The 22,525-nt window shown below is 68.5% G+C and carries 20 protein-coding genes; 10 read left to right on the top strand and 10 right to left on the bottom strand.

Annotated features, from left to right (window positions below):
• Positions 1–28 precede the first annotated feature (28 nt).
• Together FDZ84_RS10620 and FDZ84_RS10615 are read left to right on the top strand one after the other, a co-directional pair.
• Positions 29–865 (top strand): transposase family protein, encoded by an 837-nt coding sequence (locus FDZ84_RS10620; RefSeq protein WP_168584616.1) that lies wholly within the window; start codon positions 29–31, stop codon positions 863–865.
• 72 nt (positions 866–937) lie between these two features.
• A complete protein-coding gene (locus tag FDZ84_RS10615) occupies positions 938–1,732 on the top strand; it encodes a cupin domain-containing protein (RefSeq protein WP_246868921.1) in 795 nt (264 codons plus the stop codon).
• On the opposite strand, the gene FDZ84_RS10610 is transcribed toward FDZ84_RS10615, so the two are convergent.
• The 4 genes from FDZ84_RS10610 to FDZ84_RS10595 form a co-directional block, all read right to left on the bottom strand.
• Complete coding sequence (locus FDZ84_RS10610; RefSeq protein WP_168589953.1) at positions 1,715–2,521, bottom strand: hypothetical protein; 807 nt, start codon at positions 2,519–2,521, stop codon at positions 1,715–1,717. The genes FDZ84_RS10615 and FDZ84_RS10610 overlap by 18 nt on opposite strands.
• 649 nt (positions 2,522–3,170) lie before the next feature.
• Entirely contained in the window at positions 3,171–4,925 is a 1,755-nt protein-coding gene (locus FDZ84_RS10605) for an ABC transporter ATP-binding protein (RefSeq protein ID WP_168585760.1), read from the bottom strand.
• A complete protein-coding gene (locus FDZ84_RS10600) occupies positions 4,922–6,487 on the bottom strand; it encodes an ABC transporter ATP-binding protein (RefSeq protein WP_168585759.1) in 1,566 nt (521 codons plus the stop codon). Before FDZ84_RS10600 ends, FDZ84_RS10605 begins: the two co-directional genes overlap by 4 nt.
• A 64-nt stretch (positions 6,488–6,551) precedes the next feature.
• A complete protein-coding gene (locus tag FDZ84_RS10595; RefSeq protein WP_210435501.1) occupies positions 6,552–6,818 on the bottom strand; it encodes a hypothetical protein in 267 nt (88 codons plus the stop codon).
• A gap of 471 nt (positions 6,819–7,289) precedes the next feature.
• On the opposite strand from FDZ84_RS10595, the gene FDZ84_RS10590 reads away from it, so the two are divergent.
• A complete protein-coding gene (locus FDZ84_RS10590; protein WP_168585758.1) occupies positions 7,290–7,853 on the top strand; it encodes a hypothetical protein in 564 nt (187 codons plus the stop codon).
• Positions 7,854–8,135: 282 nt separating this feature from the next.
• A complete protein-coding gene (gene purB / locus FDZ84_RS10585) occupies positions 8,136–9,569 on the top strand; it encodes an adenylosuccinate lyase (RefSeq protein WP_168589951.1) in 1,434 nt (477 codons plus the stop codon).
• A gap of 260 nt (positions 9,570–9,829) precedes the next feature.
• On the opposite strand, the gene FDZ84_RS10580 is transcribed toward purB, so the two are convergent.
• Positions 9,830–10,477 carry a TenA family protein gene (locus tag FDZ84_RS10580; protein ID WP_168585757.1) on the bottom strand — a complete coding sequence of 216 codons (648 nt, stop codon included), beginning with the start codon at positions 10,475–10,477 and terminating at the stop codon, positions 9,830–9,832.
• Positions 10,478–10,576: 99 nt separating this feature from the next.
• On the opposite strand from FDZ84_RS10580, the gene FDZ84_RS10575 reads away from it, so the two are divergent.
• The 3 genes from FDZ84_RS10575 (at position 10,577) to FDZ84_RS10565 (ending at position 13,395) form a co-directional block, all read left to right on the top strand.
• Positions 10,577–11,470 (top strand): phosphoribosylaminoimidazolesuccinocarboxamide synthase, encoded by an 894-nt coding sequence (locus tag FDZ84_RS10575; protein ID WP_168585756.1) that lies wholly within the window; start codon positions 10,577–10,579, stop codon positions 11,468–11,470.
• A gap of 154 nt (positions 11,471–11,624) precedes the next feature.
• Complete coding sequence (locus tag FDZ84_RS10570; protein WP_168584373.1) at positions 11,625–12,515, top strand: IS982 family transposase; 891 nt, start codon at positions 11,625–11,627, stop codon at positions 12,513–12,515.
• A gap of 169 nt (positions 12,516–12,684) precedes the next feature.
• Positions 12,685–13,395: a DUF2334 domain-containing protein gene (locus FDZ84_RS10565; protein WP_168585755.1), complete on the top strand. Its 711-nt coding sequence runs from the start codon at positions 12,685–12,687 to the stop codon at positions 13,393–13,395.
• A 421-nt stretch (positions 13,396–13,816) separates the two neighbouring features.
• Here FDZ84_RS10565 and FDZ84_RS10560 read toward each other — a convergent pair whose 3' ends face one another.
• Together FDZ84_RS10560 and FDZ84_RS10555 are read right to left on the bottom strand one after the other, a co-directional pair.
• Positions 13,817–14,452 (bottom strand): MBL fold metallo-hydrolase, encoded by a 636-nt coding sequence (locus tag FDZ84_RS10560; protein ID WP_168585754.1) that lies wholly within the window; start codon positions 14,450–14,452, stop codon positions 13,817–13,819.
• Between the two features lie 405 nt (positions 14,453–14,857).
• Positions 14,858–15,259 (bottom strand): hypothetical protein, encoded by a 402-nt coding sequence (locus FDZ84_RS10555; RefSeq protein WP_168585753.1) that lies wholly within the window; start codon positions 15,257–15,259, stop codon positions 14,858–14,860.
• A 262-nt stretch (positions 15,260–15,521) separates the two neighbouring features.
• Between FDZ84_RS10555 and purS the strand changes: the two genes are divergently transcribed.
• Genes purS through purL form a run of 3 tightly spaced genes read left to right on the top strand, consistent with a single transcriptional unit; the run spans position 15,522 to position 18,747 of the window.
• Positions 15,522–15,761, top strand: coding sequence for a phosphoribosylformylglycinamidine synthase subunit PurS (gene purS / locus FDZ84_RS10550; RefSeq protein ID WP_010312709.1), 240 nt, complete (start codon positions 15,522–15,524; stop codon positions 15,759–15,761).
• Positions 15,758–16,435, top strand: a complete 678-nt coding sequence (gene purQ, locus FDZ84_RS10545) for a phosphoribosylformylglycinamidine synthase subunit PurQ (RefSeq protein WP_168585752.1) — start codon at positions 15,758–15,760, stop codon at positions 16,433–16,435. The genes purS and purQ overlap by 4 nt, the downstream gene beginning before the upstream one ends.
• Positions 16,432–18,747: a phosphoribosylformylglycinamidine synthase subunit PurL gene (purL, locus tag FDZ84_RS10540; RefSeq protein WP_371812828.1), complete on the top strand. Its 2,316-nt coding sequence runs from the start codon at positions 16,432–16,434 to the stop codon at positions 18,745–18,747. The genes purQ and purL overlap by 4 nt, the downstream gene beginning before the upstream one ends.
• A gap of 490 nt (positions 18,748–19,237) precedes the next feature.
• Here the strand turns inward: purL and FDZ84_RS10535 are convergent, their stop codons facing one another.
• From FDZ84_RS10535 to FDZ84_RS10525, 3 genes are all read right to left on the bottom strand, one after another.
• Entirely contained in the window at positions 19,238–20,335 is a 1,098-nt protein-coding gene (locus tag FDZ84_RS10535; protein ID WP_168585751.1) for a pentapeptide repeat-containing protein, read from the bottom strand.
• The gene (locus FDZ84_RS10530) at positions 20,328–21,470 is read right to left on the bottom strand and encodes a pentapeptide repeat-containing protein (RefSeq protein WP_168585750.1); all 1,143 of its coding nucleotides are present in this window, start codon (positions 21,468–21,470) and stop codon (positions 20,328–20,330) included. The genes FDZ84_RS10535 and FDZ84_RS10530 overlap by 8 nt, the downstream gene beginning before the upstream one ends.
• A gap of 223 nt (positions 21,471–21,693) precedes the next feature.
• Positions 21,694–22,431 carry a lysozyme gene (locus FDZ84_RS10525; RefSeq protein WP_168585749.1) on the bottom strand — a complete coding sequence of 246 codons (738 nt, stop codon included), beginning with the start codon at positions 22,429–22,431 and terminating at the stop codon, positions 21,694–21,696.
• Between the last annotated feature and the right edge of the window lie 94 nt (positions 22,432–22,525).

Genomic DNA, 22,525 nt, shown 5'->3' with positions numbered 1-22,525 from the left:
AAGGATCTTCGACCAGGGAGGGCCCCACGTGGTCACGTATTCTGCCAAACTCGATGTTCCCCGTGAACTGGTGGTCTTCCTCAGCCGGCTGTTGGCCGGTGAACGCCGCCGGAAAGGGACCCGCAAGGGGCGCCGGGCGTTGACCACGTTCTGGCAGGCTGTGCTGGTCCTGCGGTGGTTCCGGGACGATACCGACATCACCAAACTGGCTCGCGATCACGGTGTCGCCCGTGCCACCGGCTACCGGTATGTCGACGAGGGCATCAAGGCACTGGCCGCGCAGGCCCCGGATCTGCACGACGCCCTGCAACGGGCCAAAGACAACGGCGACGCCTATCTGATCCTGGACGGCAAAAACTTCTCCTCCGACCGTCTCGGCGAAAAGACCACCAGCGCCAAAGGCGCCGAGATCGACCTGTGGTACTCCGGGAAAACCCGCGAACAAGCCGGCAACATCCAAGCACTGACAGACCCGGACGGGTTCCCGCTGTGGGCCTCCGACGTCGAGCCCGGGTCCATCCACGACATCACCGCCGCTGAAAACCACGTCCTCGGCGCCCTGTACTGGGCTTACTCCCAGCTCAACCTACCCACCCTGGCCGACGGCGGCTACCAGGGTGCCGGAGCCGGGGTCCTCACCCCGATCAAACGCCCCAAAACCAGCAAAGGCCGCCCACTCGACGTCGACAACCAGACCTACAACAAACTGCTGCGCGGCCTGCGCGCCCTCGGCGAACGTGGATTCGCCCTGCTCACCGGCCGTTGGCGCGTCCTACGACACTTCACCACCAGCCCCCGCAAAATCGGCCTCATCGTCAAAGCCGCACTCGTACTCACCCAATTCGAACACGGCCGACTCGCATAACCCCCTACTGAGATCAATTCAATGGAAATCGCCTGCCAAGCGTTGCAATGGTGGTCCCGTGAGTTGGTCCAGGTGAATACCTACCTGACGACCAGCAATGCGGCCGGTTTCAATCTGCATTGGGACGACCATGACGTTGTGGTCGTGCAGCTCGGCGGCGAAAAGTCCTGGGAAGTGCGCGGACCCTCGCGGGTAGCGCCGATGTACCGCGACGTTGAACGCGCCGACGCACCGCCCGACGAAGTTCTCTGGGCGGGCACGATGCGGGCCGGGGACGTGCTTCACATTCCACGCGGCTACTGGCACCGGGCGACTCGCACCGACCGAGCAGACGACCGAGCCGGTTACTCGCTTCACGCCACGTTCGGATTTGTGAAGCGAACCGGGGTGGACTGGCTGTCATGGATTGCTGACCGGTCCCGCCAGGACGAGGCGTTCCGGCTTGATCTGGACCGCGACGGCAACACCGACACGCTAGCGGAACTGGTGCCGCAACTCATCGCCCGCTGCCCGCAAGATGCGTACCTGTTGGCGCGTGAGACCGAGCGACCGCCGCGACGTCGGGTCATCACTGGGGGCGTGTTCGGCGAGTTGACCGACGTGGTGTGCCTGACTGATTTTCCGCCGCACATCATCACCGGCCCGGACGACGTGACGGTGTGGGCAGTCGGCAAAGAACTTGTGTTCGCGGCGAAAGCCGAATCGGTTGTTCGCACGCTGCTGTCCGGTAACCCGGTCAACATCGAGCAGGTCACGGCCGAAACCGGCGTTCCTGCCGACGCCATCGCGCGCATGCTCGTAGACGAGGGTGTCTGCGCCGAGTTGACGCCTGAGCTGGCTGCCGGGTTTCTACAGCTCGGCAAGTAGCTGATCGGCCGCTGCCCGCGCAGGCCCCGACAATGGTGTCGGCCCGCCGAGCCGGGCAGCGGCCCTTACCGCGTTTGCCGCCTGTAGCAGCATGGCCAGCTTCCCCGAACGCGTATCCAGATCGGCGGCGAATACCTGCCGGACCCGTTCGGCCAGCTCCGGGACCGGCAATGACGCCTGCCACAAACATGCCGCGTCAAGTCCACGTGGCGCACGGCCCCAATCCTCCCAATCGATCAGATATCCGTCCGTGGTCACGTTGTCCCAGTGAACATCCGTGTGGGCCGTGCTCCACTCGTCCACCGTGGTATCCGCACCGTCGCCGAAAACCTCGGTAATGCGGCGGGTCACGTGCTGCTGACTCATGCCGATGCGCGTGGTCGAGTACGCGGCGAGCTGATCAAGCGATGACGACAGGCCAGCCCACCACGAATCCGGCAGGGTCAGGGCGGTATCGAGACTACTGACCGTCGGGGCGGTGACGAGCTGCACCTCATCTGCACGCCACACCACCCCCCGCGCTTTGTCGTCCCACGTCGCCGACTGGAACCACGAGGGCTTACGGACACCGGGAATGGTGGCGGATTCTTCGAGGCCGATCCACGCTTGCCCGCCAGCACGTTCGCGGTTGCGGCGCTCAAGGCGCACCCATGTGCCGGCCGTGGTGCGGTAGCCCTCAGACGCGCCGGACTCCCCATACACGACAGAGGTCCGATCAAGCCGGACGGAAAGGGCGTGTTCGGCGCGTTCTACCACGTCGTCGTGCGCGGTGTGGCGAACATCAATCACAGCGGTCACGGTAGCCGAACCGTCATCACGGAGAAACCAGACCGGTCGGGGGACATCGCCGTCACCCCGACCGATCTGTCGTGTCTACGTCCTGATCACGCCAAGGCTGGTACCCACAGGGGGTAGTTCCAACCGGATCAGATTCCGCGGTTCCTTGTAACGCCTGATCAGAGCGTTTCAGTCGGGAACCCGGAACGGATACCCCCATGCACGACGCGGCGGTTCATGCCGGGGTGGCGTTGGCTTCGGTGCGTAGTTGGCGGATGTGGTCGCTGTTTTGGAGGACGCGTTCGATAGCGGGCCAGATGTCTGTTTGCTGCCAGGTATCGAGTCGGATGCGGCAGGTTCTCGCACTGGTTTCAATGGGAACAAACGAGAAGCCGATCCTAGTCGCGACCCCGCCACCAGTACGGTGCCCCGCACCACAGGTGCGGGGCACCGTCATACCTCAGCAGCACCGACGCCCGACGCCGACATACCCCCGCACCGCCACCGCAACGGCACACTTGTGCTCACTGTGCATGAGACGATTTTTTACTTCTGTTGTCCACACCGGACAGTCGAGGGTTGCCGCAGGACGGAAATTGCGTAGGACGCCGTCTTGACGGCGTCTGAGGTTCCGCTACCCGCACCGTTGCGGAAACCCCTTTCAGAACCTTCTTTGAGCCACCTGGTACAGCCGCGCGTACGAACCGTCGGCGGCGAGCAGTTCCGCGTGGCTGCCGAGCTCGACGATGCGTCCTTCCGCCATCACGGCCACCTGGTCGGCGTTGCGCGCGGTGTGCAGGCGGTGCGCGATCGCGATCACCGTGCGCCCGGCAAGCAGCGTCGAAAGCGCCCGCTCCAGTTCCCGTGAAGTGGTGTTGTCCAGCAGTGACGTCGCTTCGTCGAGGACGACGGTGTGCGGGTCGGCCAGCAGCACCCGGGCCAGCGCGAGCTGCTGCGCGCGGGCTGCCGGAACCGCGTGACCGCCGGCGCCCAGGACGGTGTCGAGCCCGTCCGGGAGCGCTTCCACCCAGTCCAGCAGCCCGACCGTCTTGAGCGCGTCGGTCAGCTGGTCGTCGGACGCCTCGCCGTCCGGCAGGGTGAGGTTGTCCCGCAGCGTGCAGGCGAACACGTGCTGTTCCTGGGTCAGCAGCACCACTTCGCGGCGCAGCTGCTCGGCGGGCAGCTCGGTGATCTCGGTGCCGCCGAAGGCGACCGACCCGGAGTCCGGGCGGCTGATCCCGGCGATCAACCGGCCGAGCGTGGACTTCCCGGCCCCGGACGGACCGACGATGACAAGCCGCTGCCCGGCAGGCACCGTGAGGTCGACGCCGTGCAGCACCTCCCGGTCCTGCCGGTAGGAGAAGCGCGCGCCGCGGATCGACAGGTCGCGGCCAGTCGTCTCGCCGTTGCGCCGTGGGGAGTCGCCGTCGTCGGCCGCCGGGACCTCGCGGACACCGAGGATGCGCTGCAGCGCCGTGTGCCCGGTCTGCAGCTCTTCGAGCCACATGAACAGCTCGTCGAACGGGTTCGACATCGCCTGGGCGTAGAGCACGACGGTGATGATGGTGCCGAGCTCGGCGAACCCGGATTGGTACGCCCAGCCGCCGATCAGCAGGATCGCGCCGATCGGCAGCACGTACGACAGCTCCAGGAACGGCAGCCACGCGGTGAGCAGAAACCGGTGCCGCTTCTCGGCTTCCAGGGCCCGGCCCAGCACCTGCTCGTTGCGCGCGGTGCGGCGCCCGGCCAGCCGTAGGGCGGCGATGGTCCGCGCGCCCTCGACGGATTCGTGCGTGCTCGACTGGACTTCCGACCAGGACTCCGCGATCTGCTGGAAGTTCGGCAGTGATCGCGGCAGGTACCACCGCGTGCTGAGGACCATCAGCGGCACGGCGACCAGCATCCCGCAGGCGAGCAGCGGTGAGGTGACGATCATCGCGCCGCCGGTCAGCACGATCGTGATCAGCGCGGTGGTGATCTCGGGCGCGGCGTTGCGGATCGTGTAGTCGAGCCGGTCGACGTCCGTGGTGGCACGGCTGAGCAGGTCGCCGGTGCCGGCCGCCTCGACGGTGCCCAGCGGCAGCCGCAGCGCGTGGCCGACCATGCTCTCGCGCGATTCCGCCAGCAGGTGCTCGCCGAGCATCGTCGCGCGCAGCCGGGCCGAGCGCGCCAGCAGCGCCTGCGTCACGAGGACCACCAGGAATGCCGCGGCGAGCAGGTCGATGTGCCCGGTGGTGGTGCCGGTGATCACCGAGTCGACGAGGTCGCCGAGGACCTGTGGGCCGATCAGTCCGACCAGCGTCGCCAGGCCGAACAGCAGCATCATCACGGCGAACCGGCGTCGGTGCACCAGGAGGGTTCGCCAGACCCAGCGGCGAACCGCCGTCCCGTCCGCCAGCGGGAGCTTCGTCGTCATGCGCCGACCCCCGCGCGCCTCACCTGATCCGCCACGGCTGTCCAGAGTGGACTTTGGCTGAGTACCACCGTGGTGCGGCCCCGGCGGAATTCGCTGACCCGCTCGGCGATCCGCGCCTCGGTGTGCGCGTCGACCGCCGAGGTCGGCTCGTCGAGGATCAGCACGTCGGCGTCCGCGCACAACGCGCGGGCGAGCAACAAGCGCTGGCGCTGGCCGCCGGACAGCGAGCGGGCGCGCTCGTCCAGCAGCCCGTCGGCCGGCAGCGCGGACATCACGTCGTGCGCATCGGCCGCATGCAACGCGCTGTCGACATCCACATCGGACTCCAGGTCAAGTTCGGCCCGCGCCGGTCCGGCGAACAGCAGGTCCTGGTTGTGCGCCAACACGATTCGATGGCGCGCCTCGTCCCAATCGACCTCGCACAGCGGCACGCCGCCGGCGATCGCCTCGGCGGCCAGGCGCTCGGCGAGTGCTTCCGCCTGCTCGCCAGCGTCGATCACGGTCAGCTCGCCCGCCGGGATCCGCAGCCCGGTCGCTTCGTCGAACAGGTCCAGCGGGCCCGGCGGCAGCGACTTCGGGTGCCTCGGCGGCGGTGGTTCGGGCTCCAGCCGCAACAGTGCACGAATGTGTTCAGCCGCGACTTGCCCGGCCGACAACGCGTAGGCCGCCTCGGTGGCGGTGCGGACCGGGATCACCAGGAACGCCGACACGCCGTAGAACGCGACCAGCTCGCCGACGCTGATGGTGCCGTCCAGCGCCAGCCGCGCGCCGAGCCAGGTCACCAGCACCGTGACCAGGCCGGGCAGCAGGATCTCCGCACCGGCCAGCAGTGCCTCGAGCCGCCCGGCGGCGATCCCGGCGTCCCGGACCCGCCGGGAGGCGTCGACGAACCGCACGTGAAAGCGGGACTCGCCGCCGACGCCGCGCAGGATCCGCAGGCCCGACACGATGTCCGACGCCTGGGCGCTGACCTGCGCCAACTGCTCCCGTTGCGCCTCGTTGCGGCGGCGCAGCGGGTTCAGCAGAGGCCCGATGCCCACGGTCGCCAGCGGCACGCCGATCAACACGACGACGCCCATTACGGGCGAAATCCACAGCACCATGATCGCGGCGACCGCGAAGGAAACCAGCGACCCGGTCGCCCGGCCGATCACCTCGAACAGCCCGCCGACGCGGAAGATGTCCGACGCACCGACCGTGACCACCTCACCGGCCCGCACCTTGCGGGTCAGCGTGCCGCCGAGGCCCACCACGTGGTTCAACGCGATCCGCTGGGCGCCCGCCGTGCCGTGCAGCCAGAGCGTGTGCGCCGCCCAGTTCAGCACGCCGGCGGCGACCATCAGCGTGACGCCGAGCGCCAGCACGACCAGCACCCAGCGCAGCAGCGCGCCGCCGTCGGCGCCGCGGATCCCGGTGTCGATCGCCTGGCCGACGACCAGCGGCATCAGGGCGGTCGGCAGCATCCACGACGCGCCGGAAATCGTCGCGAGCGTTAGCAGGCCCGGCCGCTGCACCAGCAGGGACCACAGGAATCGGAGCGAACTGGCACTGTTCGGAGTCATGGCGCGTTCAACGGTAGTGCGCGCCTCGGCTCCGTGGCGATCGATTTTCCGCCGCCTGCCGGGGTCAGAAGTCCCAGGTCGTTTCCACGAAATTCGCCTCGGTCGCTTCCCTCGAGCATTCCGGGCATTTGTCGGTGATCGGCTTCGAGTTCGGCATGCGGCCGCTCGGGGTGGGCTGCGGAACCTTCATCGAAACCCCGCACAGGGACGGTATCGATTGCCCGGCGTACACCGCACCGGGGCGAAGGGTGGTGGCATGCCTCACGACCAGGCCCATGCCGACGATCCAGAAGACACCCTGCCGTTCATCGTCGAACACGTCGATGACCATCCGTTCGAGTCCTTTTTTCGCGCCAACTCGGTGGCCCAACGACATGGCCGGAATTTCTCGCCGTCCAGCGCGGGCCGAATTATTTAGCTCTGGATTAATGTACCGCCTGCCGTCGTTCGGGGATTTCCGGACTCGCTCCGGGGATTACCTGCCGTAATCTTCGGCCGCACGTGCAGAAGCGGGCGGCCGGATGCACGTGCAGGGCTGGACCGAATGGGTGGGTGCCGAGTAAGGATGCGGTCATGGCGACTCCGCCGGTAGCATTTCACCCGCCTCGAATGCACCGACCGCGGACAGACCTGCGAACCGGACGTACGGCGCGGGTTGTGCGCGGAATGCGGGAAAGTGCTCTGCCCGCGCTACGACCCTCCTCAAGCTCTACCGGGCTTGGCGACGAATAGGAAAGTCCACTGTGGACGAGTATGACCGCAAGGCGCTGCTCCGGGTGTGGCTGGACGAGAGCCGCCGCCCGTGGCGCGCGCGGAACAGCGCGGCGGCTCGCTGCCGGACTCCGGTGACATCACCGCGGACCCGGCCGAGGCGGAATTGTGCTTGTGGAACCGGGATCTGGTGCTGCGCGCTGTCCGAGGTGCCGCCGAAGCAGCCGACGGTGCTCGTCCTGCGATCGTCAAAACCGATCCCGACCTGGCCGGGACCTCTGCGAGGAGGAGCGAGTGGGGTAGGAACAGTTGCTGCGCGAGGGAAAGCGGGCTGCCGTCGTGGACGAGCCGCCGCTGGGATTCTCGGCCGGAAGGGTTGGTCGCCGAGGCCAAGCGGCGGCAGCGCAGACGGCACGATCGGTGCGGTGGCCGCCACCATCGTCGTGGCCGCCACCATCGTCGTGGCCGCCAGCGCCGCCGCGGTGATGAGCATGATGAGCGGCTCCGCGCCGATCGTCTCGGCGACACCGCAGGTCAGCGGGTCAAACCGATCGAATGGCCACCGAAGGGCATGAGGCCGGTGCAGCTGTCCGAGCCGCAGCAGGTGCACATTGACCGCCTCGACCGGATCGCGACCGACCCGAATTGGCGCTGAAGAGCTGACGCCGAATCCATTTCCCATCCCGAATTACCGACTCGACCGAATAGTCGAACGGGTGGGTTAAGAAGGGCGCCAGGTGTCCCGCAGTTTCAATTGCACTGGTGCTGGGGCCGGGGGACCCCGGGAGACCGGGAGACCGCGGTTTCAATTGAGACTGCCGTCTGCCGAGGTGCCCTTCACCTGTCCCGCGTCCCACCCGTCGCGTCGGTTGCGGCTTCTGGCATGGCGCGACCGGGTGAGCCCAACGGCGACACCCCGCCGGTATCCTGGCTGTTCGTGACGGTCAAGCCCAGCATCCCGAACGTCCTCGCCGCCCGCTACGCCTCGCCCGAACTGGTCGAGCTGTGGTCCCCGCAGCACAAGATCGTCCTGGAGCGCAAGCTCTGGCTCGCAGTGCTGCGCGCCCAGGCCGACCTCGGCATCGATGTTCCCGCGCAGGCGGTCGCCGACTACGAGCGGGTGCTGGAGCAGGTCGACCTCGACTCCATCGCCGCCCGCGAGCGCGTCACCCGCCACGACGTCAAGGCCCGCATCGAGGAGTTCAACGCCCTCGCCGGCCACGAGCAGATCCACAAGGGCATGACCTCCCGGGACCTGACCGAGAACGTCGAGCAGCTGCAGGTCCGCCGCAGCCTGGAGCTGGTCCGCGACCGCACGGTCGCCGTCCTGGCGCGGCTGGGAAAGCTCGCCGGCGAGTACGGCGAGCTCGTGATGGCCGGTCGCTCGCACAACGTCGCCGCGCAGGCGACCACGCTCGGCAAGCGCTTCGCCACCGCCGCCGACGAGCTGCTCGTCGCCTTCCACCGCGTGGAGGAGCTGCTCGCGCGCTACCCGCTGCGCGGCATCAAGGGCCCGGTCGGCACCGCGCAGGACATGCTCGACCTGCTCGGCGGCGACCCGGCGAAGCTCACCGAGCTGGAGCGCCGCGTGGCCGGCCACCTAGGCTTCGGCAGCACGCTGACCAGCGTCGGCCAGGTCTACCCGCGCTCGCTGGACTTCGAGGTGCTCACCGCGCTCGCCCAGCTCGCCGCCGCACCGTCCAACGTGGCCACCACGATCCGGTTGATGGCCGGGCACGAGCTGGTGACCGAGGGCTTCAAGCCGGGGCAGGTCGGCTCCAGCGCGATGCCCCACAAGATGAACACTCGGTCCTGCGAGCGGGTAAACGGCCTCGCGGTAGTGCTGCGCGGCTATGTGTCGATGGTCGGCGAGCTGGCCGGCGACCAGTGGAACGAGGGCGACGTGTCCTGCTCCGTGGTGCGCCGGGTGGCGCTGCAGGACGCGTTCTTCGCCTTCGACGGCCTGCTGGAGACGTTCCTGACCGTGCTCGACGAGTTCGGCGCGTTCCCCGCGGTGGTCGCCCGCGAGCTCGACCGCTACCTGCCGTTCCTGGCCACCACGAAGGTGCTGATGGCGGCGGTGCGGGCCGGTGTCGGCCGGGAGACCGCGCACGAGGCGATCAAGGAGAACGCGGTCGCGGTCGCGCTGGCCATGCGCGAGCAAGGCGCGCAGCGCAACGACCTGCTGGACCGGCTCGCGGCCGACGACCGGCTGCCGCTGGACCGCGCCCAGCTGGACGCCCTGCTGGCGGACCGCCTCGCCTTCACCGGCGCGGCAGCCGCCCAGGTCGGCGACATCGTCGGGCAGATCGAGAAGATCACGGCCCGTCACCCGGAGGCCGCGGCGTACCGCCCTGCCGACATCCTCTGACAGGTTTCTTTGAGCTGGTCGGCGGTCCTGATCATTTTTGTTGATCGTTTGTCGGCGGGTGATTTCGAGGTTGATCAGCACGAGCAGGGCTCGTAGTCGGCCGGTGGCGTTGCGGGTGTGCACCGGCAGCGCCACACCGACGCTGGGTGGATGGAGCGAACGGGCCGTTCACCTCGGCTAACGAGGCAAACAGGCCGTTCGCGCCACACCGGCCGGCGAGGATCCGCCACTTGGCAAGACGAGCTTCCGAAGACCTGCCGTCACGACCAGTGGGTATTGAAGAAGTCGAGTTCGCAGCGGGTCGCGTGCTGGAACAGGCGCAGGCAGCGGGCCCGGTCGCGCTCGTCGAGGTCCGCACCCACCCGGTCCAGTTCCCGGCACAGCCACCGGACCCAGGACCGGAAATCCGGGTTGTTGTGCAGCGTGATCCACTCGGCGTGCACGAAGTTCTCCGGCAGCGCGGCCGGCGCGCGCATCGCCCACTCCAGGTAGGTCCACTCCGCGACGGTCAGCACCGTCAACACCTCGACGTAGCTGCCGCGCGCATTGGTGTCGCTCATCAGCTCCCGGAAGGCCACGGTCGCCTCGTCCAGCTTCGGACGCACCCGGTCCGCCTCGCCGACGCCCAACGCATCGAAAGCGCGCCGGAAGTAGGTGTTCTCCTCGCTGGTGACCACGGCGATGCTGCCCGCGATCGCCAGCCGCGACGAGTACCGGTCGGCCTTTGCCAGCGCGGAACCGAGCAGCGCCAGGAAGTCGTCGACGAACTGGTAGTCCTGCACAAGGTAGGAGCGCATCGACGCGACCGGCACCAGCCCGTCGAACAGGCCCTGGGTGAACGGGTGCGTGACGACCGCGGTCCAGTCGGGCTCGCTGCGCTGACGGAGCCAGTCGGTGAATGTCCTCACGAAGTCCTCCTGTGCTCGGGCTGGTCCGGACGACCCACGTCGGGTTCTTACCACCGCCCGTGTGCGAGCACCCGGGGCCCGGTGCGAGACAATCCGCACGTGGTTGCACTCGCCGATTACCCCCAGATCGCGGCAGGCAAGGTTCGCCAGCTGCACGCCGTGGACGACGAACACCTGCTGCTGGTCGCCTCCGACCGCATCTCGGCGTACGACCACGTGCTCGACACCCCCATCCCGGACAAGGGCCGGGTGCTGACCGCGATGAGCGTCTTCTGGTTCGAGCTGCTCGCCGACGTGACGCCGAACCACCTGGTCGCCGCCGACGACCCGCGTATCCCCGCCGAGGTGCGCGGCCGGGCCCTGCTGGTGAAGCGGCTGGAGATGCTGCCGGTGGAATGCGTGGCGCGCGGCTACCTGACCGGCTCCGGGCTCGCCGACTACCAGCGCACCGGCGCGGTGTGCGGGGTGCAGCTGCCGGCCGGGCTCACCGAGGCGTCCGAGCTGCCCGAGCCGATCTTCACCCCGGCGACCAAGGCCGAGATCGGCGAGCACGACGAGAACGTGAGCTTTGAAGCGGTTGCCGCGCAGCTAGGGGCGGGGCGCGCCGCGGAGCTGCGCGACCTGACGCTGCGGGTGTACCGCCAGGCGGCGGAGCACGCGCGCAGGCGCGGGGTGATCCTGGCGGACACGAAGTTCGAGTTCGGCCTCGCCGGCGACGGTTCGCTGGTGCTCGGCGACGAGGTGCTCACGCCCGACTCGTCGAGGTACTGGCCGGCGGACGGGTACGAGTCCGGAAAGGTTCAGCCGTCGTTCGACAAGCAGTTCGTGCGCAACTGGCTGACCTCGCCAGCCTCCGGGTGGGACCGCGCGGCCGACACCCCGCCGCCTCCGCTGCCGGACGACGTCATCGACGCCACCCGCGCCCGCTACGTCGAGGCCTACGAGCGGATCACCGGTCAGTCCTTCGCCGACTGGCTCGCCCCCGCGGAGTAAGCCGAAACCACCCCACCCGGGCGTGATTTCTCGCGAAATCGCGACCGTCGGGCCTTAAGCGGTCGGCCGCTTTCGCCTAGATGATTGATTCCGTGAAGATCATGTGAAGGGGGCCGGTGTGACGGCCTGGGAGGAGGGTGTTCAAGATCAAACTGTGACGAAAGAACTGAACACCCTCCTGACCGCACTCTACGTGCTGATCGATGACCATGTCGTCCCGGCTCGGACCGGACGGGGACGGCGCCCGCTGTTCACCGACAGTGAGTTGCTGACGCTGGCGGTGGCTCAGGTTCTGCTGCGTTACAACGGTGAGCGTCGCTGGATGCGGCACGTGCATAGCAACCCCGAGCTGCTGGCGATGTTCCCGCACGTGCCTCGCCAGCCCGGATACAACAAGCGTTTGAGGAACGCGCAGCCCTTGCTGTGCAAGGCAATCATCACCCTGGCCGCGTGCTGCCCGTCCTGGTTCGACGACCTGTGGATCACCGACGCCACCCCGGTGCCATGCGGCATGTCCCGGGAGACGGTGAAACGCTCGGACCTGGCCGGCCACGCCAACTATGGTTACTGCGCGTCACACTCCAGGTGGTACTGGGGCCTGAAGCTCTACCTCGTGTGTACCGGGGACGGGATGCCGGTCATGTGGTGCCTGGCCGACCCCAAGATCGGCGAACGCGAGGTGCTGGCCGCGTTACTCGACAACAACCACTACCTGATCCGCAACGGCCAGATTCTGTTGGCCGACAAGGGTTTCTCCGGCAAGGAGTTCAAGAAACTCACCGAGTCGAAGCAACTGCGGCTACTGCGCCCGGACCGCAAGGACGAAACCTACGCATGCGGCAACCTCGGCGGTGTGCGCCAGTGGATCGAGTCGGTCAACCAGACCCTCAAAAGCCAACTCGGCCTCGAACAGCACGGCGGACGCACCCCGGCAGGCGTGTTCACCCGCGTCGCCCAGCGCTTGCTGGCCATGGCCGCAGGCATCTGGCACAACTGGGAAACCGGCGCGACCAGCAAACGCTCACTCATCGCGTTCGACCACTAACACCAACTTCACGGAATCAATCATCTAGTAGGGGAATGCGTCGGCGTGTCGGCGTCCCGAGATGCCGGGGCGTGCCGAAAGTGGGCGACGTGGAGGTTCGCCGGATTTGCGCCGGGGCGACACCTGGCGGTCAGGTCTCGGACACCCTGGCCAGGCGGAATGAGGGACCGTGAGCACGCCGCTCGTCGTGTCGTTGTCCGGCCTCGGTCTCCGGGTGTTGGACCAGTGCGCGGATTTCGCCGCCGCACTGGACAGCCGCCAGGTCCCGTTGTCCCTACTGATCTCGCCGCACCCCGATCATCGCGAAGCCCGTAGCCCGCAGTCCCCGGTGCTGCACTGGGTGGCGGAGCGCCTGGCGCGGCGCGATGCCGTCAGCCTGCACGGCTTCGCCCGGGTGTCCCCGGGCCTGCGCGCCCGACTCGCGCCCGCTCGGCTTCCGGCGCACGAAGCCGGGCTCCGGCTGGCCGCCGCGTCGGCCGTGCTGGAGCAATCCGGGTTGCGGACGAACACCTTCATCCCGCCGCGCTGGCTCGGCTCGCCCGGCACGGTCACCGCGTTGCAGCGGCGCGGCTTCTCGGTCTGCGCGGATGCGCTGGCGGTCCGCGAACTCGCGACCGGAAGGGTGCACCGGGCGCGGATCCGGGTGCTGGGACCGGGCGAGCGGGTCGAACCGTGGTGGTGCCGGGCGCTCGTGCTGGGGGTCGGGCGGGCAGCCAGGCGCGGCCAGTTGGTCCGGCTCGCGCTGGACGCCGCTGAGCTGCGGAAACCGGGTGCTCGGCAGGCAGTGCTGGACGCCATCGACCTGGCGCTGCACCACGGCGCCCGACCGGTCACCTATGCCTCGTTCGCCCGCGGGTCGGCGCACCTCGGAAGTGGATGAGAACCACTTCATCCGCAGGGCCCAGCCGGCCCAACCTCCGGCGGGCGGGCTCCCGATCGTCCATTCCAGCAAGCCCTGACCTGCATCGAGAACGCCGACGATCGGTTCGACGATGCCGATGATCGGTTCGACGACTGCGACGACCACCTGGAGCACGACGACCACCACCACCAGGACGTCGACGACCAGGACGTCGACGTCGACCACCACCACGTCGACCACCAGGACGTCGACGTCGACCACCACCACGTCGATGACCGGGACGACGACCGGGACGACTGACACCACCCGTCCCGCCATCGGCGCAGCGGGCCGGTCGTCTCCGGTGCGTGGCTTCCGAGCCTGCGAGGACGAGGCGCCCCACCTGGAGCGAGCGGTCCGCGTGCGCCGTCAGCCGACGGGAAGGTCGGCCGGAGGTGGGTCACAGCGTGGTCTGGGTGCCCTTGGGCAGGACCTCGACGGCGGTGTCCTTCGGGCCGAGCTGCTCGAACATGCGGTAGTGCATCTGCGGCATTGCCAGCACCGCTTCGTGGATCGGCACCGCCGCGCGCGGCGCCACCGCGCGCAGGAAGTCGACCGCTTCGGAGAGCTTCAGCCACGGTGCCCCGGTCGGCACGCCGAGCACGTCGATCCGCTGCTCGGGGACGAAGAACGAGTCGCCGGGGTGGTAGAAGGCCCCGTGGTCGACGACGTACCCGATGTTGTCGATGACCGGGATGTCCGGGTGGATCACGGCGTGGGTGCCGCCGACGACGTTGATCGCCGCGCCACCCAGCTCCAGCGACTCGCCGGGCCGCGCGGTGGTCGCCGCCAGCCCCTTCTCGGCGACCGCCGAGGCCGAACCCGGGTCGACGATCAGGTGGGCGTCCGGGTTGGCCGAGAGCAGGGCGGGCAGCCGGTCGAGGTCCAGGTGGTCGAAGTGCTGGTGCGTGATCAGCACGGCGTCGAGGTCCCGGAGGTCCTCGAAGTCCGCGGCGAACTTGCCGGGGTCGATGAGCAGCCGCGCCGAGTCGGTCTCGATCAGCACGCAGGCATGTCCGAAGTGGGTGATCTGCACGGTGTTTCCTCCTAGCTGTGCCGGCAACCCCACTCTTCCACGACCTACCCGCCCCGGCGCAGGCCCGACGAACCCCACCATTCCGACTGGTCACACGCGACCACCCGACCACGTCCCCCCGGGGGACTGCAATTTCAATGGAAATCAGAGGTCCGATTTCCATTGAAATTGCGGAAGTTCTCCACAGCCGTCGGCGTGTCGGGATGCAACACGCCGACAATCCGCGATTTTCTTTGAGCCTTTTCCATCCTGGTCGATCCGCAGTCGCGACACCGGAAGTCCCACGACGCGAGATCGTCGCAGGTGAACGCCTTACGCCGTCAGCTGAACTTTCACGGGTGAGGGGCACCCGTGCCCGGATTGCCGGGTCGTGGGTGCCCCTCGCTCAACCCCCGGAGGGGCGGGTCACTTGGTGACGGTGATCTTCATCGTCGGTCCCGCGCCGCCGCCGATGCGGGTGTGCACGTCGTAATCGCCCGGCGGGACGTCCGCGATGGTGGCAACTGCCTCGGCCTGGCCGTCGCGGTCGTTCACGACCTGGGCCAGGCCCTCGTCCGCGCCGAACGGGTGATCCCCGTTGCGCACGAACGCCGCCGACGAGATCCAGTTGACCCCCTCGGAGCCGTGCTCCAGCCGCAGGACCAGCGTGTTGCCCGCCCGGACCTGCGCCTTGTCGGCGGTCAGCAGCGGTTCCGCCGGCGCCGCGGCCACCGGCGCCGAGCTCGGAGCGGCCATCGCCGGAACGGTGGTGGTCAGCGCGAGGCCGGTGAGCAGACCGGCCGCCAGCAGCGTCTTGAATGTGCGCATGGGTATGCGTTCCCCCTAGATAACCTGCGATCAACGCAGGGGTTTGGTTTCCCCGGACATATAGACGGCCGAACGCCCCGAAGGTTTAGACAACCGGCGAAAATGTGACACAAGACACGCGTAAACGCGTCGGTGGTGAGCCACGCCGCACCCGCGGCCCCTGCTGCGACGGGCGAACTCCCAGCTCAGTTACCCTTTGGCGGTACTGCTGGCCATCCGCCGGGGTCCCGGCGGATCTGCACGGAAACCGGGAGCAGCACCCGTGGCCCGAGTCGTTGTCGACGTCATGCCGAAGCAGGAAATCCTCGATCCGCAGGGACAGGCGGTGGCCAACGCGCTGCCCCGTCTCGGATTCGACGGCATCACCGAAGTCCGCCAGGGGAAGCGGTTCGAGCTGGAGGTCGCCGACGACGTCGACGACGACACGCTCGCCAAGATCGCCGAGACGTTGCTGGCCAACCCGGTCATCGAGGACTGGACCGTCCGCCGGGTGGAAGCATGAGCGCGAAGATCGGCGTGGTCACCTTCCCCGGCACCCTCGACGACGTCGACGCCGCTCGCGCGGTGCGCCGCGCCGGTGCCGAATCGGTCGCCCTCTGGCACGCCGACCACGACCTGAAGGGCGTGGACGCGGTGGTCGTGCCCGGCGGCTTCTCCTACGGCGACTACCTGCGCTGCGGCGCGATCGCCAAGTTCGCCCCGGTGATGACCGAGGTCGTCGAGGCCGCGCGCAAGGGCATGCCGGTGCTCGGGGTGTGCAACGGCTTCCAGATCCTGTGCGAGTCCGGGCTGCTTCCCGGAGTGCTGACCCGCAACGCGGGCCTGCACTACGTCTGCCGCGACCAGTGGTTGAAGGTGGAGAACAACAGCAGCGCCTGGACCACCCGCTACGACGCGGGCGCCGAGCTGCTGATCCCGATCAAGCACGGCGAGGGCAACTACATGGCCGATGAGGCCGTCCTCGACGAGCTCGAAGGCGAAGGCCGGGTGCTGTTCCGCTACGAGGGCGAGAACCCGAACGGTTCGCAGCGCGAAATCGCGGGCATCACCGACGCGCGCGGGCGGGTCGCGGGCATGATGCCACACCCCGAACACGCGATCGACGCCCTGACCGGCCCCACCGACGACGGCCTCGGCATGTTCCTGTCCGTTCTGGATGCACTGGTGGCAGCGTGAGCAAATTGGCAAAGGTGGACACCGACGGCCGGGCCGTCGAATTCGACACAGTCGAGCAGGCAAAAGTCTCCCCGGACACCGCCCAGCCGTTCCGCGAGCTCGGGCTGAGGGACGACGAGTACGCCCGGATCAGGGAGATCCTGGGCCGCCGGCCCACCGAGGCCGAGCTGGCCATGTACTCGGTGATGTGGAGCGAGCACTGCTCCTACAAGTCGTCGAAGGTGCACCTGAAGTACTTCGGCGAGACCACCACGGACGAGATGCGCGAGAAGATGCTCGCGGGCATCGGCGAGAACGCCGGCGTGGTCGACATCGGCGACGGCTGGGCGGTCACGTTCAAGCTGGAGAGCCACAACCACCCGTCCTACGTAGAGCCCTACCAGGGCGCGGCCACCGGTGTCGGTGGCATCGTCCGCGACATCATGGCCATGGGCGCCCGGCCGGTCGCGGTGGCCGACCCGCTGCGCTTCGGCCCGGCCGACGCCCCGGACACCAAGCGCGTGCTGCCTGGCGTGGTCGCCGGGGTCGGCGGCTACGGCAACTGCCTGGGGCTGCCGAACATCGGCGGCGAGGTCGTCTTCGACGAGTGCTACGCGGGTAACCCGCTGGTCAACGCCATGTGCGTCGGCGTGATGAAGGTCGAGGACCTGCACCTCGCGCACGCCAGCGGTAAGGGCAACAAGATCATCCTGTTCGGCGCGCGCACCGGCCTGGACGGTATCGGCGGCGTGTCGGTGCTGGCGTCGGAGACGTTTGACGGCGACGAGAGCGGCACCGGTCGCAAGAAGCTGCCCAGCGTGCAGGTCGGCGACCCGTTCGCCGAGAAGGTGCTCATCGAGTGCTGCCTGGAGCTGTACCACGCGGGCCTGGTCGTGGGCATCCAGGACCTCGGCGGTGCGGGCTTGTCCTGCGCCACCTCGGAGCTGGCGTCGGCCGGTGACGGCGGCATGCGGGTGGACCTGGACCAGGTCCCGCTGCGGGCGACCGGGATGAACCCCGCGGAGATCCTCTCCAGCGAGTCGCAGGAGCGGATGTGCGCCGTCGTGGAGCCGTCCAACGTGGACGCCTTCATGGAGGTCTGCCGCCGCTGGGACGTCACCGCGACGGTCATCGGCGAGGTCACCGACGGCGAGAACCTGGAGATCTACTGGCACGGCCAGCTCGTGGTGGACGTGCCGCCGCGCACCGTCGCGCACCAGGGCCCGGTGTACGAGCGCCCGGTCGAGCGGCCCGCCGAGCAGGACCTGATCGTCGCGGACAACGCGAACACGCTGGCCCGCCCGTCCACTCCGGACGAGCTGCGGGAGACCATCCTGCGGATGGTGGCGTCGCCGAACCTGTGCTCCCGGGCGTGGGTCACCGACCAGTACGACCGGTACGTGCGCGGCAACACCGTGCTGGCCCAGCCGTCGGACGGCGGCGTGCTGCGCATCGACGAGGAGTCCGGGCGCGGCATCGCGGTCGCCACCGACTGCAACGCCCGCTACACCCGGCTCGACCCGTACGCGGGCGCGCAGCTGGCGCTGGCCGAGGCCTACCGCAACGTGGCGACCACCGGTTCCACGCCGGTGGCGGTCACCAACTGCCTGAACTTCGGTTCGCCGGAGGACCCGGGCGTCATGTGGCAGTTCCAGCAGGCGGTGCGCGGCCTGGCCGACGCCTGCCAGGAGCTGGGCATCCCGGTGACCGGCGGCAACGTCAGCTTCTACAACCAGACCGGAGCGAAGCCGATCCTGCCCACGCCGGTGGTCGGCGTGCTGGGCACGATCGACGACGTGACCCGCCGCATCCCCACCGGAATCGGTGGCGAGGAAGGCGAAACGCTGCTGCTGCTCGGCGAGACCCACGAGGAGTTCGGCGGCTCGGAGTGGGCGCGCGTCACCCACGACCACCTCGGCGGCGTGCCGCCGAAGGTCGACCTGGCGCGCGAGAAGCTGTTGGCGGAGATCGTGGTCGCGGGCTCCCGCGACGGCATGATCTCGGCGGCGCACGACCTCTCCGAGGGCGGCCTGGCGCAGGCGCTGGTGGAGACGGCGCTGGTCGGCGAGTGCGGTGCCCGGGTGGTCCTGCCCGAGGGCGCGGACCCGTTCGTCTGGCTGTTCTCCGAGTCGGCGGGCCGGATCCTGGTGGCGGTCCCGCGCACCGAGGAACTCCGCTTCACGGACATGTGCACGGCCCGGGGCCTCCCGTGGGCCAAGGTCGGTGTCGCGGACGCGGGCTCCCAGAGCCTGGACATCCAGGACGTCGCGGACATCCCCCTGGCGGAACTCCGCGAAGCCTGGGAAGGCACCCTCCCGGCGCTCTTCGGCTGATCCCGAGCTGCCGCGAACGGCCCGTTCACCTCGTCTATCGAGGCGAACGGGCCGTTCGCTTCATCGGCCAGTGGAGAACTCCATCGTTGCACCTCCCGTTGACCGGCATGTCGTGCAATCAGGTCTCGGCTCGGCTTCTCGCTCAACGCGCGCTTGCAAAGTCGGTCGAAGACCGTGCTTAGCGCAGTCACGGCCCCGGTGTCGTCCACGAGGTGACCGCCCACCGCGTACTCCTGGGCCTCGTGAGTGTTGCTTCCGGTAAGAACCGGAAGCAACACTCACGAGACCTGACCAGCTGAAACGTCAACTTCAACGCGCAGGGAGAACCATGTTCTGGCTTCAGGCGAGCACTCGCGCGCTTCAGGCGAGCACTCGCGCGCCTGCGCATCTGACCGCGAGACCTGGTCCGGCGGAACCCCTCCCCTCGCCGGACCGCATAGTGGCCGGGCGCTCCGCCCCCGACCCGGCGTCCGGCCACCCCCTTCTCGGGCTACGCGCTCCCGGCCTTCCAGCCGGCGGGGAGGATGACTTCGTGGTCCGAGCTGGTCGTGATGCCGGTGTTCTGGACTGCACCGTGGAATGTGGTGTCGAGCATGATCGCGGCGGCTTCAAAGCGGATCGCTCGGAAGTCGGCCTCGCCGGTGAACTCGGCTTCCACCATGGACATCCGGTCGGTGAAGACGGCGTCCGAGAACTTGCTGCGGCCGTTGAAGCGGGTCCCGTCGAAGCTCGCGCGGCCGTGGAACTTGACTCGGCTGAACCACGCGCGCTCATGGAAAACCGCCTTCTCGCAGCGGAAGCGGCCGAACAGCCGGCCGGTTCCGAGGGTCGTCGCCGTGAACCACGCCGGGCCGCGGAACTCGCAACGGCTGAAGTTGTTGCTGCTGAACAGCTTCGCGTGGCGCAGCATGAGCGTGCCGATCTTCCGGCCGGACAGGTCGACGTACTCCAGCGTCGCGTTCGTCAGGTCGAGGTCGTATGCCGGTGCATCGGCATCTTCCGCACGCGGCAGCAGTTCAGCGATTAGCCGCTGCGCGGTCAGCCGCACCTGGAGCTTCCGCTCCGCGTCATCCACGGCCTCCGCGTTCCAACGCCGCTCCTGATCGGCCGCGAATCCCGAGGTGGGCGCGTTGGAATCAGCGCTGTAGCGAGGATGGGCGAACGGTCGCCGCAGGTACGAGCACAGCACGTCGATCACGGTCTGCGCGTAGTCGGGGTTGCTCCGCGCGAGCCCGGCGAGGGCGTGTAGCGCACCGACCCGGACCTGATCGGTCTCGTGCCCCAGGAGTTCCACGGCGCGGGCGAAGCGCTCGTCGGCGACCCGATCGCGGTCGAGTTCCGCTCGCCGGTTTTCCAGTTCGTGGCGCTGCCGCTCGGTTTTCTGCCGCTCCTCCTCGATGCGTCGCCGCCGATCGTTGAGCCAGAGCGCGTAGAGCGCAACGATCGAACCGGCGGCCAACCCGCCAGTCCGCAGCGCGTCGGCGCCGGTCGTCCTGGGGTCAAACATCAGCAAAGCGATGCTGACGGCGACGAGCACCACGACGGCGACGGCGATCGTCGCGACCAGCCCGATCTTGCGCTCATCCATGCGAAGGATTCTGCCCGACCGCATGCACCCGGATGCGTGCGCGATTCGCATCCGTCAGGGGTTCGAGCTGCCAATCCTCCGGCACCTGGGCGTGGATCGATGTGTCGACCTCGGTGTTGTACAGCGCGACGCTGGGCAACGGCTCGCGCACGCGGAGATCGACGCCGCCGTCGAAGCGCGCGTGCCGGAGGTCGAGCCCGGCGTGGAAGGCCGCCTGCCGGAAGGACACGTGCTCGGCGCACTTCGCCGTCTGCATATCCACCTCGCCGTGGAACTCCACGAGCTCGAAATCGATCGGTGCGCGACCGTGCAGGCACTGCAAGCTGGCCCTGCCCCGGAACACCGCCCCGGCGGCGCGCAGCGGGTGCAGGAAGGTGGCGTCGCCGAGGTCCACCTTGCCCAGGAAGACTGTCCCCTCGAAGTTCGTCTTGTGGCGAAACCAGCAGGCCTGGGCCTCGAAGGTGCCGACGACCCTGCCGGACAGGTCGAAGCGGTCCAATCGGGCGGCCGCGACGTCGATGTCGTAGCGGGGCGGGTGCGCATCGGAGGTGGTCGGCAGCAGCGACACGACGAGCTTGGCTGCGGTCTGCCGCACCGTCCGCTCGCGTTGCTGCTCATCGGTGACCACGTCCACGCTCCGCTCGATCGTCCACTTCGGATGGTCGAACGGTCGCCGCAGGTACGAGCACAGCACGTCGAGCACGGTCTGGGTGTATTCGGGTTGGTTGCGGGCGAGCCCCGCGAGGGCGTGCATGGCGCCCACCCGCACCTGGTCGGCCTCGTTGCCGAGCAGCTCCACCGCCCGCGCGAAGCGCTCGTCCGCCGCGCGGTCCCGATCCTGGTCGGTCCGGCGATCCTCCAGGGCTTGCCGCTGCTGTTCTAGCGCGTAGCGCTGCCGATCCAGCTCCTGCCGCTGGCTATCGAGCTCCTGCCGCTTCTCCTCGACGCGTCGGCGCCGGTCGTTGAGCCACAGCGCGTAGAGAGCGACGACCGAGCCGGCCGCCAGCCCGCCGGTTCGCAGCGCGTCGGCGCCGGTCGTCCGGGGATCGAAGACCAGTAAGGCGATGCTGACGCCGATCAGCACCACGACGGCGACGGCGATCGTTGCGACCAAGCCGATCTTGCGTTCACCCATGCGAGCGATTCTGCCTTGCGCGACGCGCCATTCGGCACCTGGAGCCTGCGCGCATCGACGCCGCGGCTCGGGCTCGGGGAGCGGCGATTTCGCGCGAAATCGTCATCCGGCACGCGTGGGATGTGACGGTTTCGCGCGAAATCGCCACCCACCCCGGACCGCGCGCGCCCGGGAAAGCCGACCACGCGGTGCCGGGGTTTGCCGGCACCGCGTGGTCGACCGGTCAGCCGTTGGCCAGCGCTTGGAGGCGGTCGTAGGCGCCGTTGAACGCGTTCTTGTCCAGCGGCGACGACGTGTACTGCCAGATCGTCCAGATGCCCCAGTTGTAGGGCAGCTGTCCGACGGCGCTCGCGTAGCGGGCGACCCACAGCGGGTTGGTCGAGCTGAAGTCGCCGCCCACGCACTGGTTCCACCAGCTGGTGCTGGTGTAGATGACTGGCCAGCGCCCGGTGCGGGAGTGGTAGGTGTCGCTGAAGTCCTTGATCCAGGCGGTCATCCCGCTCTTGGACTTGCCGTAGCAGGTGCCCCCGTACGGGTTGTACTCCATGTCCAGCGCGCCCGGCAGGGTCTTGCCGTCCTTGGACCAGCCGCCGCCGTTGTCCACGAAGTAGTTGGCCTGCGCGGCGCCGCTGGAGCGGTCCGGCAGCGCGAAGTGGTACGCCCCGCGGATCATGCCCACGTTGTAGGAACCGTTGTACTGCTGGGCGAAGTACGGGTTCTTGTAACTCGTGCCCTCCGTCGCCTTGACGTAGGCGAACCGCATGCCCTGGTCCCACCAGGACTTCCAGTTCACGTTGCGCTGGTAGCTGGCGACGTCCATGCCGGCCACTGTGGCCAGCGGGTCGACGTCCGGGGTCAGCAGCGGGTCATCGCCGCCGCCCTCGTGCTTGCGGATCTGCGAGCCCATCGTGGCGTTGGTCTCGGTTCCGCTCGGCGGTTCTTCGGTCACCTGCGTGCTCATCGCGCTTTCCCTTCCCGGAAGGGGTGTGCTGGCTTGCGTGGGCGAGCACAGGAGAAGAACGCCTGCGCAGGCAACCGATATTAAGGAGATCAGG

Source organism: Saccharopolyspora sp. ASAGF58 (assembly GCF_012277335.1).
Taxonomy (GTDB): domain Bacteria; phylum Actinomycetota; class Actinomycetes; order Mycobacteriales; family Pseudonocardiaceae; genus Saccharopolyspora; species Saccharopolyspora hattusasensis.
Note: the sequence above shows the minus strand (reverse complement) of the source record. Positions and strands in the feature narration are given on the sequence as shown.

What these genes read in the sequence shown, in the direction of transcription:
- FDZ84_RS10605 (WP_168585760.1), bottom strand. Translation starts at nt 4,925, where the DNA reads ATGACGACGAAGCTCCCGCTGGCGGACGGGACGGCGGTTCGCCGCTGG.
- purQ (WP_168585752.1), top strand. Translation starts at nt 15,758, where the DNA reads ATGAGCGCGAAGATCGGCGTGGTCACCTTCCCCGGCACCCTCGACGAC.
- FDZ84_RS10555 (WP_168585753.1), bottom strand. Translation starts at nt 15,259, where the DNA reads ATGCGCACATTCAAGACGCTGCTGGCGGCCGGTCTGCTCACCGGCCTC.
- FDZ84_RS10530 (WP_168585750.1), bottom strand. Translation starts at nt 21,470, where the DNA reads ATGGGTGAACGCAAGATCGGCTTGGTCGCAACGATCGCCGTCGCCGTC.
- FDZ84_RS10525 (WP_168585749.1), bottom strand. Translation starts at nt 22,431, where the DNA reads ATGAGCACGCAGGTGACCGAAGAACCGCCGAGCGGAACCGAGACCAAC.
- FDZ84_RS10535 (WP_168585751.1), bottom strand. Translation starts at nt 20,335, where the DNA reads ATGGATGAGCGCAAGATCGGGCTGGTCGCGACGATCGCCGTCGCCGTC.
- FDZ84_RS10595 (WP_210435501.1), bottom strand. Translation starts at nt 6,818, where the DNA reads ATGGTCATCGACGTGTTCGACGATGAACGGCAGGGTGTCTTCTGGATC.
- FDZ84_RS10600 (WP_168585759.1), bottom strand. Translation starts at nt 6,487, where the DNA reads ATGACTCCGAACAGTGCCAGTTCGCTCCGATTCCTGTGGTCCCTGCTG.